Origin of the sequence: Bradyrhizobium sp. CCGB01 (genome assembly GCF_024199795.1) — a bacterium.
In the GTDB taxonomy this organism is placed as follows: Bacteria; Pseudomonadota; Alphaproteobacteria; order Rhizobiales; family Xanthobacteraceae; genus Bradyrhizobium.
In genome coordinates this window covers 676,246-693,853 of the sequence record NZ_JANADK010000001.1, presented here as the reverse complement: position 1 = coordinate 693,853, position 17,608 = coordinate 676,246, and the positions used below count along the sequence as shown (strand labels likewise).

General features: G+C 65.2%; 14 protein-coding genes and 1 tRNA gene. 9 read left to right on the top strand and 6 right to left on the bottom strand.

The window, feature by feature from the left end:
• Nucleotides 1-25 precede the first annotated feature (25 nt).
• Nucleotides 26-1,207 (bottom strand): MFS transporter, encoded by a 1,182-nt coding sequence (locus NLM25_RS02995; protein ID WP_254135980.1) that lies wholly within the window; start codon nt 1,205-1,207, stop codon nt 26-28.
• A 98-nt stretch (nt 1,208-1,305) separates the two neighbouring features.
• On the opposite strand from NLM25_RS02995, the gene NLM25_RS02990 reads away from it, so the two are divergent.
• Entirely contained in the window at nt 1,306-2,259 is a 954-nt protein-coding gene (locus NLM25_RS02990) for a LysR family transcriptional regulator (protein WP_254135979.1), read from the top strand.
• Between the two features lie 204 nt (nt 2,260-2,463).
• Here the strand turns inward: NLM25_RS02990 and NLM25_RS02985 are convergent, their stop codons facing one another.
• On the bottom strand, nt 2,464-3,354 hold the full coding sequence (locus NLM25_RS02985; protein WP_254135978.1) for a LysR family transcriptional regulator: 891 nt from the start codon (nt 3,352-3,354) through the stop codon (nt 2,464-2,466).
• A gap of 120 nt (nt 3,355-3,474) precedes the next feature.
• Between NLM25_RS02985 and NLM25_RS02980 the strand changes: the two genes are divergently transcribed.
• The 7 genes from NLM25_RS02980 to NLM25_RS02950 all read left to right on the top strand — a co-directional run bounded on the left by NLM25_RS02980 (nt 3,475) and on the right by NLM25_RS02950 (nt 12,610).
• Complete coding sequence (locus NLM25_RS02980) at nt 3,475-4,419, top strand: ABC transporter permease (RefSeq protein ID WP_254135977.1); 945 nt, start codon at nt 3,475-3,477, stop codon at nt 4,417-4,419.
• Nucleotides 4,416-5,234 (top strand): ABC transporter permease, encoded by an 819-nt coding sequence (locus tag NLM25_RS02975; RefSeq protein WP_254135976.1) that lies wholly within the window; start codon nt 4,416-4,418, stop codon nt 5,232-5,234. The genes NLM25_RS02980 and NLM25_RS02975 overlap by 4 nt, the downstream gene beginning before the upstream one ends.
• Complete coding sequence (locus NLM25_RS02970) at nt 5,231-6,913, top strand: ABC transporter ATP-binding protein (RefSeq protein WP_254135975.1); 1,683 nt, start codon at nt 5,231-5,233, stop codon at nt 6,911-6,913. Before NLM25_RS02975 ends, NLM25_RS02970 begins: the two co-directional genes overlap by 4 nt.
• A 19-nt stretch (nt 6,914-6,932) precedes the next feature.
• Nucleotides 6,933-8,483, top strand: coding sequence for an ABC transporter substrate-binding protein (locus NLM25_RS02965; RefSeq protein WP_254135974.1), 1,551 nt, complete (start codon nt 6,933-6,935; stop codon nt 8,481-8,483).
• Complete coding sequence (locus tag NLM25_RS02960; RefSeq protein ID WP_254135973.1) at nt 8,483-9,511, top strand: CapA family protein; 1,029 nt, start codon at nt 8,483-8,485, stop codon at nt 9,509-9,511. The genes NLM25_RS02965 and NLM25_RS02960 overlap by 1 nt, the downstream gene beginning before the upstream one ends.
• Before the next feature lie 53 nt (nt 9,512-9,564).
• Nucleotides 9,565-11,169 (top strand): gamma-glutamyltransferase, encoded by a 1,605-nt coding sequence (gene ggt / locus NLM25_RS02955; protein WP_254141099.1) that lies wholly within the window; start codon nt 9,565-9,567, stop codon nt 11,167-11,169.
• A 61-nt stretch (nt 11,170-11,230) separates the two neighbouring features.
• Nucleotides 11,231-12,610: an L-serine ammonia-lyase gene (locus tag NLM25_RS02950; RefSeq protein WP_254135972.1), complete on the top strand. Its 1,380-nt coding sequence runs from the start codon at nt 11,231-11,233 to the stop codon at nt 12,608-12,610.
• 112 nt (nt 12,611-12,722) lie between these two features.
• Here NLM25_RS02950 and NLM25_RS02945 read toward each other — a convergent pair.
• Nucleotides 12,723-12,812 (bottom strand) — tRNA-Ser (locus NLM25_RS02945).
• Between the two features lie 194 nt (nt 12,813-13,006).
• Here NLM25_RS02945 and NLM25_RS02940 point away from each other — a divergent pair.
• Entirely contained in the window at nt 13,007-13,348 is a 342-nt protein-coding gene (locus NLM25_RS02940) for a hypothetical protein (RefSeq protein ID WP_254141098.1), read from the top strand.
• Between the two features lie 125 nt (nt 13,349-13,473).
• Here the strand turns inward: NLM25_RS02940 and NLM25_RS02935 are convergent, their stop codons facing one another.
• From NLM25_RS02935 to NLM25_RS02925, 3 genes are all read right to left on the bottom strand, one after another.
• A complete protein-coding gene (locus tag NLM25_RS02935; protein ID WP_254135971.1) occupies nt 13,474-14,934 on the bottom strand; it encodes a trehalose-6-phosphate synthase in 1,461 nt (486 codons plus the stop codon).
• A 235-nt stretch (nt 14,935-15,169) separates the two neighbouring features.
• On the bottom strand, nt 15,170-15,991 hold the full coding sequence (gene otsB, locus NLM25_RS02930) for a trehalose-phosphatase (protein ID WP_254115165.1): 822 nt from the start codon (nt 15,989-15,991) through the stop codon (nt 15,170-15,172).
• Nucleotides 15,992-15,994: 3 nt separating this feature from the next.
• Nucleotides 15,995-17,482, bottom strand: a complete 1,488-nt coding sequence (locus NLM25_RS02925; protein WP_254135970.1) for an MFS transporter — start codon at nt 17,480-17,482, stop codon at nt 15,995-15,997.
• Nucleotides 17,483-17,608 lie beyond the last annotated feature (126 nt).

The window sequence follows — 17,608 nt, the reverse complement described above, 5'->3', positions numbered from 1 at the left end:
CGCGATCGCCGTCGTCATCGCCGTTTCATTCCGCCGGGCACGCCGCGAGGGTCACCTGCCTGCGGTCGAGCTGAAAGCTCCACAGCGCGAGCATGAGACCGACGGCCGTGATGCCGGCGGCGACCAGAGGCAGCGCGGAGAGACCGAGCCCGCGATCGATGGTGACGCCGCCGGCCCAGGCGCCGAGCGCGTTGCCGAGGTTGAACGCGGCGATGTTCAGGCTGGAGGCCAGCGTGCGGCCGCTGGGCCCGGCCGCCTCCAGCACGCGCAGCTGAAGCGGCGCGACCGTCGCAAAGGCGGCGATGCCGAGCAGCAGGATCAGCACGATGGCCGCGATCTTGACCGAGAGCACGGCGGCAAGGCCCAGCAGCACGATGGCGAGCGCAGCGAGCGTGCCGATCAGGGCGCGCGCAAGGCCGCGGTCGGCGAGCTTGCCGCCGGCGACGTTGCCGATCGCAAGGCCCGCGCCGAACACCAGCAGGATCGGCGATACCGCCGCTTCCGAAAACCCGGTGAAGCGGGTCAGGATCGGCTGGATATAGGTGAAGACGACGAACAGGCCTGCAAAGCCGAACACCGTCATGGCAAGGCCGAGCAGCACCTGCGGACGGCCCAGCACCGCGACCTCCTCGGCAAGCGAGATCGGCTTGTCGCCATTGCCGACATGGCCGGGCACGAGCGCCGCGACGACCGCGAATGCGACCACGCCGATCACCGTCACCGCCCAGAACGCGGCACGCCAGCCGAGCATCAGGCCGAACCAGGCGCCGAAGGGCACGCCCAGCAGCGTCGCGACGGTCAGACCGATGAACATGGTCGCGATGGCCGAGGCGCGCTTGTCCTCGACGACGAGGCTGGTCGCCACCACCGAGCCGACGCCGAAGAACGTGCCGTGGGCGAGCGAGGTCAGCACCCGTGCCGCCATCAGCAGTTCGTAGTTCGGGGCCAGCGCGCAAGCCGCATTGCCGAGCGTGAAGATCGCCATCAGGGCGAGAAGAACCGTCTTCCGCGGCATTCGCCGCGTCGCGAGCGTCAGCACCGGGGCTCCGACGAACACGCCGAGCGCATAGCCGGAGATCAGCAGGCCCGCGACCGGCACGGAGACATGCATGTCGGCGGCGACCTGGAGCAGCAGGCCCATGATGATGAATTCGGTGGTGCCGATGCCAAAGGCACCGGCGGTGAGCGCGAGGACGGCGAGAGGCATGCGTGGCTCCGAAGGATGAGACGAGCCACGGAGATAGCCGCACCGCAGCAAATCCATTAGAATGTCCGCAATCCAATCATTTGTGACGTGAATTCAACATGGCCCGTTTCGACACCAACCGCTCCGCCGAGATGGAGGTTTTCGTCCGCGTCGTCGATTTCGGCGGCTTCACGCAGGCCGCGCGAAAACTGCGGCTGACGCCGTCAGGCGTCAGCAAGCTGATCTCGCGGCTGGAGACGCGGCTTGGCTCGCGGCTGATCAACCGCACCACGCGCAAGCTCACGCTGACCGAGGAAGGCCAGGCCTTCTACCAGCGCTCGTTGCGCATCCTCGGCGAGATGGAAGAGGCCGAGCGCGAGGCAGCCTCAGGCGCGACGCCGCGCGGCCGGCTCACGGTCAACTGCAACATCCCCTTCGGCATGCTGCATGTGATGCCGCTGATCCCGCGCTTTCTCGAACGGCATCCCGACGTCACGCTCGATCTCGTGCTGACCGACACGCTGATCGACCTGATGCAGGAGCGCGCCGACGTCGCCATCCGCGTCGGACCTCTGAAAACCTCGCGTCTGATCGCGCGGAAGCTCGGCACCAGCCGCATGGTCATCGTCGGCACACCCGATTATCTGACGCGCTTTGGCACCCCGAAAAACCCGACGAATCTCGCGGAGCATCGCGGCATCGGCTGGACATTTCCGCGTATCCGCGGCGGCTGGCCGTTTCGCCGGGGAGACCGCACCGAGGAAGCGGTGCCACCGCTTGTGGCGCGCGCCAGCGACGGCGAAATCGCTCGTCGCCTCGCACTCGGCGGCGTCGGTCTCGCTCGCCTCGCCCTCTTCCACATCGGCCCCGACATCGAAGCCGGTCGCCTTGTCCCGGTGCTGCAAGGCTACAATCCCGGCGACCGCGAAGACATCCACGCCGTCTATGTCGGCCACACCGCGCCCCTGCCCGCCCGCGTGCGCGCGTTCATCGATTTCCTGGCGGAGCATGTGCGCGTGAGCGACCCTGCGCTGAAGCGCGCGGGGGATGGGACGTGGAAATTGGTGGGATGAGGCCAGTGGCGGAGAGAGTGTCAGTTAATCCCCGTTGAAAGATAAAGGATTTTCGACTTTCCCCGACCAAAACCTACCGTTCGAGCTACGTGCGGAATGGGGTTTCCATCACGGACAAAAGCCCATTCGGCGGATGGCGTCGCCTGCACAGCCTGATCGATGTCCAGTCCTCTGGCGCCGTTCGACGCAACATGTCGATATCGTTCATCCCGGTAAAGGTTGCTCGCTGCACAGTTCAATCAGCAGCTGGCGCAATTGGCTCGTCAGTTGCCGCTTCCGCTCGCTTTCCATGAAGCCGATTTCCCGCCTCCCGTCAGGAAAGCCGAGATGCTCGATTCTGAGCCTGGGATTCTCCTCCCAGGAGGAGAATCGGCCGAGCGGCACGATCGTCACCCCGGCGTCCTGCTCGACCAATTCGACCAATGTGCGCGACAACTGCATTTCGAGACTCTCGCCGAAAGTGATTCTCTTGTCCTTCAAGAACCTGTCGAGCGATGCTCCGGTATGCGTGGTGAGCGAAGGGCGCAAGAACAGGCGCTCGTGCATCAGGCGCTCCCTGTCGAGGCCCTCCGTCGATTGTCTGTTCGCGATGAAGACGAACGGCTCGAGGTAGAGCGTCGTCCAGAGCGTCCCTGCTGCTATCGGGCGCGGACTCCTGACTGCGACGGCTGCATCAGACTGACCAGCCTCCACGCGGGCGCTAAGATCGGTAGAATAGCCAACCGCAGGCCTGATCGTGAGACGGCGAAATCGCTTTCGCGCGTGCAAAGTGGCCTTCACCAGCAAGCTCATGCAGGACGCGATCGCCTCGGCATTGATCGTACCGACCGGATCGTCCGCGTCGTCCGAACTCGTGATGAGCTCGTCAAACTGATCAATCAGCTGGCGGGCCCGCGGAAGGAATCTCAGGCCGCGTTCATTGAGCGAGAGCTTCTTGCCAATTCGATCAAACAGTTGATGGCCGAGCGAATCCTCCAGCAGGCGCATCTGTTGGCTGACACCCGCCGGCGTGAGGCCCACCTTCTCCGCTGCAGCGGCGAAGCTGCCGTACTGCGCTACGCATAGGAATGTCCGCAGAGCCCGGATCGTCGCCATGATTGCCCATCGACAAATTTGAATTGTCTATTTGACAATAACTTCTAGTTTTTCTTTCGAAGGCGCAAGCGTTAGCAATGGCCGGATTGGCTCCCCAGGGTGGCTAACCGGATACATGGCATGCTTCGATTTGCGCTGACGCGGATAGGAATGGCATTGCCGACGCTGCTGATCGTGGCGGTTTCGGTCTTCGTCCTGATCCGGCTGATCCCCGGCGACCCGGCCCAGCTGATGCTGGGCGACCTTGCAACGCCGGCGAGCCTCGCCGACCTCCGGGTCCGGCTCGGCCTCGACCAGAACCTGCCGGTGCAGTTCGGCATCTGGTTCGGCAAAGTACTGACCGGCGATTTCGGCCAGTCGATCTCGACACAGCAGGCGGTCCTGCCCCTCATCCTGCAACGGTTCTGGATCAGCGCGCAGATCGTGCTCGTCGCGGTGCTGCTGGCGAGCCTGGTCGCAGTGCCGGCCGGCGTGATTGCCGCCTGGAAGCAGAATTCCCCGGTCGACCTCTCGCTGGTCACGCTGGCGACGCTGCTGCTCTCGATTCCGACCTTCTGGCTCGGTCTGCTGCTCCTGCTGTTGTTCGGCCTCAAGCTCGAATGGCTGCCGGTCGTCGGCTACGTCTCGATCTCGGAGAACGCGGGGGCCGGCCTGCTCTATCTCCTGATGCCGATCATGACGCTCTTCCTGCACGAGATCGGCGTGATCCTGCGCATGGCGCGCGCCTCGACGCTGGAGGTACTCAGGCTCGACTACATCACCCATGCCCGCGCCAAGGGCCTCTCGGAGATGGCGGTGCTGTGGCGCCACGCCTTCAAGAACGCGTTCGGCCCGACCTGGACGCTGATCGGCCTCGTCCTCGGCAACCTGCTCGGCGGCATCGCGGTGGTGGAAACGGTCTTCACCATCCCGGGCCTCGGCCGGCTGCTGGTCGATTCGATCTTCGCCCGCGACTATCCGGTGATCCAGGGCTGCCTGCTCTTCGTCGCCTGCACCTATGTGCTGGTGAATCTCGTCATCGACCTCTGCTATCCGCTCTTCGATCCCAGGGTGACGGCCGCATGAAACTTCCTGCCCCCAATGCGATGGTCGGCAGCACGCTGATCGGCATCCTGCTCGCGGTCGCCGGCACCGGCGCGCTGTGGACACCGTACGACCCGCTCAAGCTCTCCTTTCGCGCGAAGCTTGCGGCGCCGAGCGCCATCCACTGGCTCGGCACCGACGAGTTCGGACGCGACGTGCTCTCCCGCCTGATGGCGGGAGCGGCGACCTCGGTCTGGATCAGCCTCCTCACCGTCTCGCTCGCCGTCGTGCTCGGCACGTTGATCGGCCTGTTCTCGGGCTACATGCGCGGCTGGGTCGACCGGGTGATCATGGCCTTCAACGACGCGCTCCTCGCCTTTCCCGGCATCCTCCTGGCACTCGGCCTGCTCGCAGTGGTCGGCGCCAACAAATACGGCATCATCGTCGCACTCGGCATCGCCTATACGCCGTCGGTCGCACGCGTCGTGCGCGGCGCCGTGCTGTCGCTGCGCGAACGCGAGTTCATCGCCGCCTCGCGCGTCATGGGCAACTCGGAAGCCTTTACGATGGCCCGCCACATCCTGCCGAACTGCATCGCGCCGCTGACCGTGCTGGCGACCTCGATGTTCGGCTATGTCCTGCTGGCAGAGAGCGCGCTCTCCTTCCTCGGTCTCGGCGTGCCGCCACCGGCGCCGACCTGGGGCAACATGCTCGCAGGCTCCCGGCCCTATATCGGCCAGGCCGTCTGGCTGGGCGTCTTTCCGGGTCTCGCGATCTCGCTGACCCTGCTCGGCATCAATCTGCTCGGCGATGCCGCGCGCGACAAGCTCGACCCGCGGATGAGGGGGGCGCGATGACCCGGACCGCTCCTCTCCTCGACGTCGCCGGCCTGACGCTCAAGGTCGGCACGACCGGCCGTACCGTCGTCAACGACGTCTCCTTCCAGGTTTTCCCCGGCGAAATCGTCGGAATCGTCGGCGAATCCGGCTCCGGCAAGACGCTCGCCGCCCGTGCCGTGATGGGCTTCATCCCGCCTGCCGTTGCGCTCGCCTCCGGCACGATCCGCTTCGACGGGCAGGACGTGATGGCGATGAGCGGCAAGGACCTGCGCGCCATGCGCGGCTCCCGCGTCGGCATGGTCTTCCAGGAACCGATGACCTCGCTCAACCCCTCCACGCTGATCGGCCGCCAGCTCGACGAGGGCCTGGCGCTGCACCGCAAGCTCGACGCGCCGGCGCGCCGCGCATTGATCATCGACATGCTCAAGCGGGTCGGCCTGCGCGATCCGGAAGGGGCGCTCACCGCCTATCCGCACCAGTTCTCCGGCGGCATGCGCCAGCGCATCATGCTGGCCTCGGTGATGCTGCTGAAGCCGGCGCTGCTGCTCGCCGACGAGCCGACGACGGCGCTCGACGCCGTCGTCCAGCGCGACGTGATGGAGCTGATGGTCGATCTGACCAAGGCCAACCACACCGCCGTGCTGCTGATCTCGCACGATCTCGGCATGGTCGCACGCTATTGCAGCCGCATCGTCGTGATGTGCCAGGGCGACGTGGTCGAGCAGGGCAGGAGCGAGGACATCCTCGCCCGGCCGCAACATGCCTATACGCGCAAGCTGCTCTCGGCGATGCCGCACCGGTTGCCGGCGCGGCCGCCGCCACAGGCGAACACGCCGATCGTTTCGTTGCGCGACCTCGTCGTCGAGTATCCGGGCAGGCAGGGCTTCTTCCGCAAGGAGGCGGCCAAGCGCGCGCTCCACGGCATCAGCCTCGACATTCAGCCCGGCGAGGTCGTCGCGGTGGTCGGCGGCTCGGGCTCGGGCAAGACCACGCTCGGCCAGTCGATCGCGGGGCTCATCAAGCCGGCCGGCGGCGAGATCCGCTTCAACGGCAAGCCGATCGCGAAGAGCGAGGCGGCCTACCGGGACTATCGGCTCAACTGCCAGATGGTGTTCCAGGACCCCTATTCCTCGCTCGACCCGCGGATGACCATCGGCCAGCTGGTCGGAGAGCCGTTGCGGCAGGTCGCCGCCATGACCCCGGCGGAGCGGAAGGCGCGCGTCGCCGAGGTTCTGGCCGAGGTTGGGCTCGCGGACGGCTTCGCCGAGCGCTATCCGCACGAACTCTCGGGCGGACAGCGCCAGCGCATCGCGATCGCGCGGGCCGTCGTGCGCCGGCCGAGCTTCGTCATCGCCGACGAACCAGTCTCGGCGCTCGACGTAACGGTGCGCGCGCAGGTGCTCGAGCTCTTCGACGAGCTGCAGAAGAAGCACGGTTTCTCCTGCCTGTTCATCAGCCATGATCTCTCTGTGGTCGAGCAGGTCGCCGACCGCGTGATCGTCATGCAGGACGGCCGCATCGTCGAGGAAGGCCCCCGCGACGCCATCTTCGACGCCCCCCAGCACGCCTACACGAAGAAGCTCCTCGCCGCCGTCCCGGGCCTCGAATCCACCGGCGAAGGAGGCGTCAGACTGTTCTGGCGACTGAGCCAGGCGGAGAGAGCTCTCGCCGGTGCCGGGGCTTCTGCGTCGACATAGCGAGAGGCGAGGAAAGAACATGCGCAAGACCTTGCTGGTCGTCGCCACAGTCATGACGGGGTTCGGCTTTGCCACCGGACAAGCCAACGCCAGCGCGCTCAAGGTGTATCTGGACGCGGACATCCGCAGCACGGACCCGGGCGTCAATCGGGACGGCAACACCGACGGCGTTGTGCTGCACATGGTCGAGGGCCTGGTCGGCTACGATGCGCGGGGAGTGCCGAAGCCACTTCTGGCCGAGAGCATCGCGGTGTCGCCGGACGGGCTGACCTACACCTTCAAGCTCCGCTCCGGCGTAAGATTCCACAATGGCGAGACCCTCAAGGCAGACGACGTCGTGTGGAGCTGGAACCGCTATCTGAACCCCAAGACCGGCTGGCGCTGCCTGACCGACTTCAACGGCGATATCGGCCTGAAAGTCGAAAGCGTGACGGCGGTCGACCCGCAGACGGTCACGATCCGGATCAACGAGCCATCCCCCCTGTTCCTTGCCAACATCGCGCGCAGCGACTGCGGCATGACGGCAATCACGCATCGTTCGTCGGTGAAGCCGGACGGCAGCTGGGACAAGCCGATCGGCACCGGGCCATTCAAGCTGGCGGAGTGGCGCCAGCGGGAGTTCGTCAGCCTGACCCGCTTCGACGGGTATTCGAATCCCGGCGGCGAACCGAACGGCTATGTCGGCAGCAAGCGACCGCTGGTTGATGAAATCCGCTTCGTCGTCATCAGCGATCCCGCAACCGCGAAGGCGGCTTTCATCCGCGGCGACATCGATATCCTGCCGCGGCTTCCGTATTCGGAGGCGAACGAGCTCAAGCCGAACCCGAACATCACCATCTCCGCCGAGCCGGGCCTGGCTGCGACGACCTTCTTGTTGCAGACTCGCGACAAGCTGCTGTCGAACGTCAAATTGCGTCAGGCGATCGCGGCGGCGATCGACTACGACGAGCTCGTCGGCAGCGTGACCTACGATCTTGCCGCGCCCAACAATTCCCTTGTCCCGGTCGCCTCGCTCTTTCACACTGACGCGCACCAGAACGGCTTCCGCCATGATCCGGCGCTTGCGAAGAAGCTGCTGCAGGAAGCCGGCTACAAGGGGCAGACACTCAAGATCACGACCAACAAGCGCAACCAGGCGAATTTCGATGCGGCCATCATCCTGCAAGCGATGCTGGAAGCTGTCGGCATCAAGGCCGAAGTCGAAGTGCTCGAATGGGGCGTGCAGACGGATCGCTGGCAATCGGGCAAGTATCAGATCATGTCGTTCAGCTATTCGAGCCGGATGGACCCCGCGCTCAACTACGAGGGAGCGATCGGCCCGAAGGACTCGCAACCGCGCAAGGTCTGGGAAGACAAGGTGGCGCTCGATGCACTCGCAGAGGTCACCAGCGAAACCCGGAATACCGAACGTCAGAGATTATTCGACCGGCTGCACGCGGCCATGATCGACCAGGCTCCACTCATTCCGTTGTTCAGCACGGTAACCGCGGGCGCGAGCCGCAAGAGCGTCAAGGGCTTCGCCACCAACGTCTTTGGTGCACCGCTGCTTTGGGAGGTTCGGAAGGACTGATGCCCGTGACACATTCCCTCTATCTGCTTGGCGACATCAATCTCAAAGGCATTGCCGATCCGTCCCGGATCTTCGACGTCGTCGGCCCCGATCTCACAGCGGCGGATATGGTTTTCGCCAACCTGGAGTGCTGCCTCTTCGACGATGCCGAACGCGCCGTCGAGAAGCGCGGCTTCTACGTTCCGACGCGATCAGCTGCACTGCTGAGGGACGGCGGCGTGCAGGTCGTCGGAGCAGCGAACAACGTCAACATCGGCGCGGAGGCTATCGCCTCCTCGCTGGCCGCGCTCGCCTCCGCCGGGATTGCGCAGGTCGGCGCCGGGCTCGAGCCGGCAGCAGCCTACCGGACACTCGTCGTCGAGCGGAACGGGCTGCGCTACGGTTTTCTGCAGCGCACGGCCGTGTATTGGCCGGATGGTCACGAGGTCGGTATCGGGCAACCCGGCGTGGCCGTGATCAAGGCGCACACCGCCTATCGTCCTCGATACGAACAGCAGGCTGCCCGCACGCGCCCGGGCGTGCCGCCGGAGGTCGTGACCTGGGCCGATCCCGATTCGTTGGCAGAGGTTTCGCGTGCAGTCGCGGAACTAAGGACGCGCGCCGATATTGTCATCGCCTCGTTCCACTGGGGATACCGGCGCGAGGTCCTGCAATATCAGCGCCAGTTCGCGCGCGCCGCGATCGATACCGGGGCCGACATTGTTCTTGGCCACGGGCCGCACATGATCATGCCGCTGGAGCTTCATGCAGGGCGGCCGATCATCTATGGCGGCGGCAATTTCTCGTTCCTGTACGAGCACGGTAACAAGCCTCATGCGGACTGGGTCGGCATGTTCGTGCATGCCGAGATCGTCGAACGGTCGATGCGGCGCCTGACGATCTCGTTCGTCCGCCGCGACGCGTCAGATCGGACGATCGTCCGTTCGGTTCGCGACGAACCCCGTGAGCGAGACGAGCTGATCGCTGCCTCTGCCGCCAACGGCGCTGCCTTGACGGCCGAAGGTGACAGGCTGGTTCTGCAGCTCTAGCGCCTCATCGCCTCGACGATCCGGAAAGACAGGGAAAACCGCATATGGTGACGATGAAGAACGCGATGATCGTTGCGCCGCAGCCGGAAGCGGCCGAGGCTGGCGCAGAAGTGCTGGAGCGCGGCGGCAATGCCGTCGACGCGGCCATCGCCTGTGCCTTCATGCAGGGTGTCGTCGATCCGCTGATGTGCGGCATCGGCGGCTTCGGCTCGATGCAGGTCTACATGCCGCGCCGCGGCGTTCACGAGATCGTCGAGTTCTACGCCAGGGCTCCGCTCTCTGCCACGCCCGACATGTGGCTGAAACATCTGCAAGGGCAGACGCGGGACGGCTTTGCCTTTTTGCTCGAGGGCGGAATCAATGAGTTCGGCCACCTCGCCGTCTGCACGCCGGGGAGCGTGAAGGGCTACGCCCATGCGCTCTCGCAGTTCGGCACGATGGATTGGCAGGACGTGATGGCGCCCGCGATCCGGCAGGCTCGGAGCGGCGTGCTGGTGCGACCCCATATGCATTGGTTCTGGACCCAGGACCAGAGCGGCGGCGGCGAGGTGAATACCGGTGACAAGCTGTGCTACAGCCGGACTGGACGAGAGGTGTTCTTCCGGCCTGACGGCAGCCCGAAGCGGCCGGGCGACACATTGGTCAATCCCGACCTCGCCGCGACGCTCGAGCACCTCGCCAGAAGCGGTCCGGACGACTTTTACCATGGCGCGCTGGCCAGCCGCATGGCATCTGACTTCGCCGCACAGGGCGGCCTTCTCACCGAGCGCGACTTCGCGGCATACGAACTGTCCGTCGCCAACCCGATCTGGGGCTCGTACCGCGGCCGCCGGATCTCGACGAGCCCGCCGCCAGCGAGCGGCATGTCCATGTTGCAGGTGCTGCACATCCTCGACCATTTCGACGTCGGTGCGCTGCGCCACGGCAGTGCCGAGCACATCGCCCTGCTCGCCGAGGCCATGAAGCGCATGACGATCGACAAGGACCGCTTCATGGGTGACCCAAGCTATGTCGACGTGCCCGTCGCGCGACTGATCTCGAGGGGACATGCGGCCGAGCAGGCCGAGGCGATCAGGCGTGGCGAGCGTGCGGTGGTTGAAAGGCTCGACCGCTCGCAGCGCGAGACGACGCACGTCTCGGTGATCGACCGCGAAGGCAACGCCGTCGCGCTGACCCACACCCTTGGCAGTCCGTCCGGCGCCATCTCCGACGGCCTCGGCTTCATCTACAACGGCACGATGAGCCGATTCGATCCGCGCCCCGGACGGGCCGCTTCGATCGCGCCAGGAAAGCGCCGCGCCTCATCCGCTGCGCCAACCATCGTCTTCGAGGGCGAGACACCCCGCGTCGTGATCGGCGCGCCGGGGGGCAGCTACGTTGCGCCGGCCGTGGCGCAGGGCATCATGAACATGATCGACTTCGGCATGTCGACCTTCGAGGCTGTCGCTGCGCCGCGCATTGTGGCCGTCTCAAACGCGATCGACATCTCGAACCGCATTCGTCGCAATGTCAGTGACGAGCTCGCGGCCGTCGGCTATGACGTCAAGCGTTCGGCCCAGACGTTTCCCTTCGCCGCCCTGCACGCCATCGGGATCGTCGATGGTACCTGTACGGGAGGAGCCGATCCGCAGCGCGACGGAATGGCGATCTCCGTCTGAGGCTTGCCGGCTGCCGTACACGGCTTGTCGTGCAGGAAACAGGTTCGGCTGGAGGCGTGCGATGTTTCTGAGTGTATTCGACGTCTTCAAGATCGGCATCGGTCCCTCATCGTCGCATACGATGGGACCGATGACGGCCGCCGGACATTTCCTCAATCTCCTGCGGCAGCATCCGGCCGGTCGCCACGCGGCGGCCGTCGGGGCCACCCTGCACGGGTCGCTCGCATTTACGGGCAAAGGCCACGCAACGGATCGCGCCGTGACGCTTGGCCTGCTCGGCTGGACGCCGGCCGAGTTCGATTTCGACGAGGCCGAGCGCCAGCTCGAGGAGCTCCGCAGCAGTCGTCTCTTGCACATCAAGGGGCTGCCGCCGCTCATGTTCGACCCTGCCCTCGACATCGTCTTCGATTACGGGCCGCCCCTGCCAGGTCACGCAAACGGGCTCGTCCTGTCTGCCCGCGATTCCGCCGGAACGACGCTGTTTCACGAGACCTATTATTCGATCGGCGGCGGTTTCGTGGTGACGGCACAGGAACGCGAAGCACCGTCGGCGGCCGCCGACGCCATGCCATGGCCCTATCCATTTGCGAATGCGAACACGATGCTGCGCATGGCACGCGAGAGCGGTTTGTCCATCGCGGACATGAAGCGCGCGAATGAGACCCACCTCCGGACGCCAGAAGAGGTCGAACGCGGCCTCGCCCGTCTCTGGTCGGTCATGGACGGCTGCATCGAACGGGGGCTGAGCCAGGAGGGCGAACTGCCGGGTGGGCTCCGCGTGCGTCGCAGGGCCGCGAGAATACATCAGCAGTTGATGGCTGAACGGCGGGCCAATCGCACTCAACCTCATGCGGCGGCAGACTGGCTGAGCGTGTACGCAATGGCCGTGAACGAAGAGAACGCGGCAGGCGGCAGGGTCGTGACCTCGCCGACCAATGGGGCCGCCGGCGTCGTGCCCGCCGTGCTGAGATACTATCTGGATCACTGCGTCGGGGCAGAGCCCGACAAGGTCGCTGATTTCCTGCTCACGGCGGCGGCGATCGGCGGGCTGATCAAGCACAACGCCTCGATCTCCGGGGCCGAGGCCGGTTGTCAAGGTGAGGTTGGGTCTGCGGCCGCGATGGCTGCGGCTGGATTCTGCGCGGTGCTGGGCGGATCGCCCGAGCAAATTGAAAACGCCGCGGAGATTGCCCTCGAGCACCATCTCGGCATGACTTGCGATCCCGCGGCGGGCCTGGTCCAGGTCCCGTGCATCGAGCGTAACGGCATCGGCGCTATCAAGGCCGTCGCGGCGGCCTCGCTCGCGCTGCGGGGCGACGGATCGCACTTCATGCCGCTGGACAATTGCATCGAGGCAATGCGGCAGACGGGCGAAGCCATGAATGCAAAGTTCAAGGAAACCAGCCTGGGCGGATTGGCGGTCAACCTGCCGGAGTGTTGAGATCGAGCGTGAGCCGGACGGAATCGCGGCGCAAAGTTCTGCGGCCAGCGCCACTTACCGCCGGAAGAGCGCCGTCGTAGAAAATCGCGGCTTGGCCCACAAAATCGTGCGGTGGCGGAGAGAGTGGGATTCGAACCCACGGTACGGTTTCCCGCACACACGCTTTCCAAGCGTGCGCCTTAAGCCACTCGGCCATCTCTCCGGAGCGCCCTCTCTTGAAGGGACGCCGGTGATTTTGCAAGGGATCGCGGGGAAATCGGATGATTTTTCAGCAACCTATTGTATTTACAAGATAATATCTGGCGACACACAGCCCCTGACCCGCCTGCCGACTGAACCCCTGGCGGGTTTGGCGCGACGATTCACTCGAGGACGCCAAACATGACCGGGGACGCCATGACCATCCGCAATACCATCGCCGCGCTGAGCCTGATTCTGGTGCTCGGCTTTGCCTTCGCCGGGCCGGCCCTGGCCCAGGTCTGCTCCCGTCAGGGCGTCGACGTCAGCTGCGACGACGGACGGCGCGGGGTGCTCTCGGGCGATGCCATCATCTGGCCGGACGGGACGCGCTCGAGCGCCTCGCCGCATCCGAGCGTGATCATCGGCAACAAGAGCTCGGTGCATGTCGGGCCCGGCGTGTTCGTCGGCCAGGGCAAGGGCATGGTGCCGCTGGATGATCCGAACGCGCCGAACAAGCGGCAATGCGCGATTCTGGAGGGACTGTCGTATTGCTATTGAGGTTGGACGGCGCCGCGTCGTCGGAGCACACCGTCATGGCCGGGCTTGTCCCGGGCATCCACGTTCTTGAGGTCCAAGACGTGAGACGTGGATGGCCGGGACAAGCCCGGCCATGACGCAAGATCCTAAATCAACCGCACGCCCGAGATCGCCGACTTCAGCCAGCGCAGCGCCTGCGGCGGCTGTGCTGCGAGTGGCACGACCGCCTTTTCGGTCCGGCATTTCTCCAGCTCGGCGACGAAGTCGGCGGACCATTGCTGGATGGTGTGGCCGCGCAGCTTCTTCATCATCGCGTCCCAGCGCATCTTGCGCTCGGTGAGCGGCATCGCGGCCGCGACCGCGATCGCGCGCGCCATGCCGTCGATGTCATGCGGATTGACCAGCAATGCCGTTTCGAGCTCGTTGGCGGCGCCGGCGAATTTCGACAGCACCAGCACGCCGGGATCGGCCGGGTTTTGCGCGGCGACATATTCCTTGGCGACGAGGTTCATGCCGTCATGCAGCGGCGTCACCACGCCGATCTGCGCGGTCCGGTAAAGGCCCGCGAGCACGGCCTGGCTGAAGCCCTTGTTCAGGTAGCGGATCGGCGTCCAGTCGACCTCGCCATGGCGGCCGTTGACGTCGGTGACGAGGCGCGCGACCTCGTTCTGGAGATTGCCATAGGCCTCGATCGCACCGCGCGAGGGGTTGGCGATCTGGAGCAGCGAGATGCTGCGCGCAAACTGCGGCTGCTCGGTCCAGAGCCGGTCGAACGCGCTGATGCGGTTGACGAGGCCCTTGGAATAGTCGAGCCGGTCGACGCCGATCGCGAGCCGTTCGCCGTTGAGACTGCGGCGCAGTCGCGACACGTCGGGATGCGACGCAGACTTCGCGGCGTAGGCTGCGAACTTCTCTGCATCGATGCCGATCGGAAACACCTCGCAGCGCGTCCGGCCATGGTGCGAGATCGCGACGCCGTCTTCGACAGTGAGGCCGAGTTCGCCCGCGACATAGCCGAGGAAGTTCTGGCAATCCTCATTGGTCTGGAAGCCGAGCAGATCGTAGGCCAGCATCGCGGTGATCAGCTCGCGATGATTGGGCACGCCCTGCATCACCGCGGCGACCGGCCACGGCGTGTGCAGGAAGAAGCCGATCGGATCATCGACGCCGAGATCGCGCAGCTCCGCGCCGAGCGCGAGGAAATGATAATCCTGCACCCAGAACGCGGTCTTGGCCTTGCGGAAGCGCATCAAGGCGCGCGCCATGAAGGCGTTGACCTCGCGATAGCTGACATAGTCCTCTCGCGAGACGCGGATCAGATCGCTGCGCGAATGCAGCGCCGGCCACAGCGCCGAATTGGCAAAGCCTTCGTAATAGCCGCCGTAATGCGCCGACGGCAGATCCAGCGTCGCAATCGCGCCCGAGCCAAGCGCTTCGATCTCGGCGAACGGTTCCTTCTGCTGGCCGTCGCGCACGCGGCCTGACGAACCCACCCAGATGGCACCAGAATGTTCCACAACGGGAAGCAAGGCTGCCGCAAGGCCGCCCGTCATAGGCTCGTTAGGTTTACCGCGCGCAACTCGATTTGAAACGACGACTAAGTTCACAGGTCGTCCCCTCCTGTTCATTCCGTCCCGTTTAACTGCCGTTCATCAATATGGTTCCTGATCATCATTTGCACGAATTGAAACCAAAATCAGGCACGCGCGTTGGAACCAGTTTTGCCCAGGGAACCCGGCGATTTCACTCAACAAAGTTGGTTTTCGCGGCTGTGTCGCGCAGCATGAACTGCCCGGGCCAAGGCGCGACGCGAGCAACAATGTGGCCCTGAGGTGTCGTGCCCTATTCCAACCTTGTATCGTCTAGCAGACGCGCAAGGAACGCGCGCACATCGTTCGGCGCATCGAAATGGCCGTTGACGCCGATGGCGCGGCGGCCGACCGAGAAGGCAAGGCCGTTCATGTCGGGCATGATCGCGAACACGGTCTCATCGGTGACGTCGTCGCCGATGAAGATCGGACGCCGCCCCTTGAAGGGCTCATGCTTCATCAACTCGCGCACGCCGGTCGCCTTTGTGAAACCGGAATGCTTGATCTCGCAAACGAACTTGCCGGGCAGCACCTCGATCGGCGCGTTGGGCAGATCGGCGCGGATCAGCGAGACGGATTCGTAGATCGCCTTCTCCGCATGCGGCGCAAGGCGATAATGCAGCGCCAGCGAATAGCCCTTGTCCTCGAGCAGAATGCCCGGGCTGAGCTTTGCGATCGCAGCGAGCCGCCGCTTCAGCTCCTTGTCCATCGGCGGCGCATGCACGTCGTCGGCCTCGTTGCCCACCGACAGCCGCATCTCCGCGCCGTGCCCGGCGACGGCACGAAACACGTCGGGCGCGAAGATCAGGTCGATGTCGTTGAGCGAGCGGCCGCTGACCATCGCCAGCGCGCCCGACGTGCGCTCCGTCAGCTTGTTCAGCGTTTCCGACAGGCCCGGCGGCACCCACACCTCGCGCGGCGTCGGCATCAGGTCGAGCAGCGTGCCGTCGATATCGAGCAGGATCGCCGTCTCGTGCAGATGCGGCACGAGCGCATGCGGCACCGGCACCGCGTCGGGTGCTTCATCATCTGGCATGGTGCGCTTCTGATCCAATTCCGCGAGCTCCGATTTCATAGTCTACTCCATATAGGCAAGCGGCCGCGCGATTTGTTCGAGCGATTTTCGTTCCGCGGCGACGGCGTAGCGCCACGCCACGATCGCAGCCGCGATCATCAGGAAGGCCCCCAGCAAATAGCCGGCGAACACGCTGGTGCGTGATCCTGTATCGATCAGCGCGCCGAACAGCGCCGGGCCGATCACTCCGCCGATGCCGGTGCCGACTGCGTAGAACACGGCAATCGCCAGCGCGCGCACTTCGAGCGGGAAGGTCTCGCTGACGGTGAGATAGGCCGCGCTCGCGGCGGGCGAGGCAAAGAAGAAGATCACCATCCAGGCGATGGTCTGCCCCTGCGCGCTCAGCGCGCCGATCGAGAACAGATAGCCCGACAGCGCCAGCAGCACGCCCGACACGCCGTAGGTAAACATGATCATGACGCGGCGGCCGAGCGTATCGAAAAGGCGGCCGAGCAGCAGCGGGCCGAGGAAGTTGCCGGCCGCGAACGGCAGCAGATACCAGCCGACGTGTTCGGCACTGATGCCGTAGAAGTCGGTCAGCACCAGCGCGAAGGTGAAGAAGATCGCGTTGTAGAAGAACGCCTGCGCGCTCATCAGCACGAGGCCGACCAGCGCGCGCTGGCGATAGGCGGAGAACAGCGTGTGCACGACCTCCCTGATCGGGGTGTGGTCGCGCATCCTCAGGCGGATTTTCGTGAAGCGGCCGTCGCTCGTATCCTGGTCGTGCCCGATCACCGAGCGCTCGATCTCGTCCACGATGGCGTGGGCCTGGTCGGGCCGGCCATGGATCATCAGCCAGCGGGGACTTTCCGGAATCCACATCCGCATCAACAGCACGACGAGGCCGAGGGTCGCGCCGATGAGGTAGGCGAGGCGCCAGCCGAGATCCGGGCTGATCGTTGCAGGATCGAGCAGCACGATGGCCGCGACCGCGCCCATCGCCGCGCCGATCCAGAAACTGCCGTTGATGACCAGATCGGTCCAGCCGCGATAGCGCGCCGGCACCAGCTCCTGGATGGTCGAGTTGATCGCGGTGTATTCGCCGCCGATGCCGGCGCCGGTGAGAAAACGAAACAGCGCGTAGCTCGCGACATTCCACGACAAAGCGGTCGCGGCGGTCGCAGAGAGATAAAGCGCCAGCGTGATGAAGAACAGTTTCTTGCGGCCGATGCGGTCGGTGAGCCAGCCGAAGCCGAGCGCGCCGAGCACCGCACCCGCAAGATACGCGGAATTGGCGATGCCGAGATCGAGATTTGAAAATTGCAGCGTCGGACTCTGCTTCAGCGCGCCGGAGAGCGCGCCGGCCAGCGTCACCTCCAGCCCGTCGAGGATCCAGGTGATCCCGAGCGCCAGCACGACGCGGGTGTGAAAGCCGCTCCACGGCAGCGCATCGAGGCGCGCGGGAATGCTGGTCTCGACGATGCGGTCAGGCGCGGCCGCCGTGGCGACCACAGGTCCATCATTCGGCGCTGGGCTTCGCTGCAATTCCATCGCGTTGTTGCATCTGACCAATGGACGCGGCCCCGGTTCACAGGACGTGAACGGGGTCGATCCGATCATGGGGGTGCGGCATTCCGCCTGCCACCTGCGACAACGTCTGCGGCGAAGGCAGGTTCC

Coding starts and splice junctions, on each gene's coding strand:
- NLM25_RS02995 (WP_254135980.1), bottom strand. CDS start 1,207: ATGCCTCTCGCCGTCCTCGCGCTCACCGCCGGTGCCTTTGGCATCGGC.
- NLM25_RS02990 (WP_254135979.1), top strand. CDS start 1,306: ATGGCCCGTTTCGACACCAACCGCTCCGCCGAGATGGAGGTTTTCGTC.
- NLM25_RS02985 (WP_254135978.1), bottom strand. CDS start 3,354: ATGGCGACGATCCGGGCTCTGCGGACATTCCTATGCGTAGCGCAGTAC.
- NLM25_RS02980 (WP_254135977.1), top strand. CDS start 3,475: ATGCTTCGATTTGCGCTGACGCGGATAGGAATGGCATTGCCGACGCTG.
- NLM25_RS02975 (WP_254135976.1), top strand. CDS start 4,416: ATGAAACTTCCTGCCCCCAATGCGATGGTCGGCAGCACGCTGATCGGC.
- NLM25_RS02970 (WP_254135975.1), top strand. CDS start 5,231: ATGACCCGGACCGCTCCTCTCCTCGACGTCGCCGGCCTGACGCTCAAG.
- NLM25_RS02965 (WP_254135974.1), top strand. CDS start 6,933: ATGCGCAAGACCTTGCTGGTCGTCGCCACAGTCATGACGGGGTTCGGC.
- NLM25_RS02960 (WP_254135973.1), top strand. CDS start 8,483: ATGCCCGTGACACATTCCCTCTATCTGCTTGGCGACATCAATCTCAAA.
- ggt (WP_254141099.1), top strand. CDS start 9,565: ATGAAGAACGCGATGATCGTTGCGCCGCAGCCGGAAGCGGCCGAGGCT.
- NLM25_RS02950 (WP_254135972.1), top strand. CDS start 11,231: ATGTTTCTGAGTGTATTCGACGTCTTCAAGATCGGCATCGGTCCCTCA.
- NLM25_RS02940 (WP_254141098.1), top strand. CDS start 13,007: ATGACCATCCGCAATACCATCGCCGCGCTGAGCCTGATTCTGGTGCTC.
- otsB (WP_254115165.1), bottom strand. CDS start 15,991: ATGAAATCGGAGCTCGCGGAATTGGATCAGAAGCGCACCATGCCAGAT.
- NLM25_RS02925 (WP_254135970.1), bottom strand. CDS start 17,482: ATGGAATTGCAGCGAAGCCCAGCGCCGAATGATGGACCTGTGGTCGCC.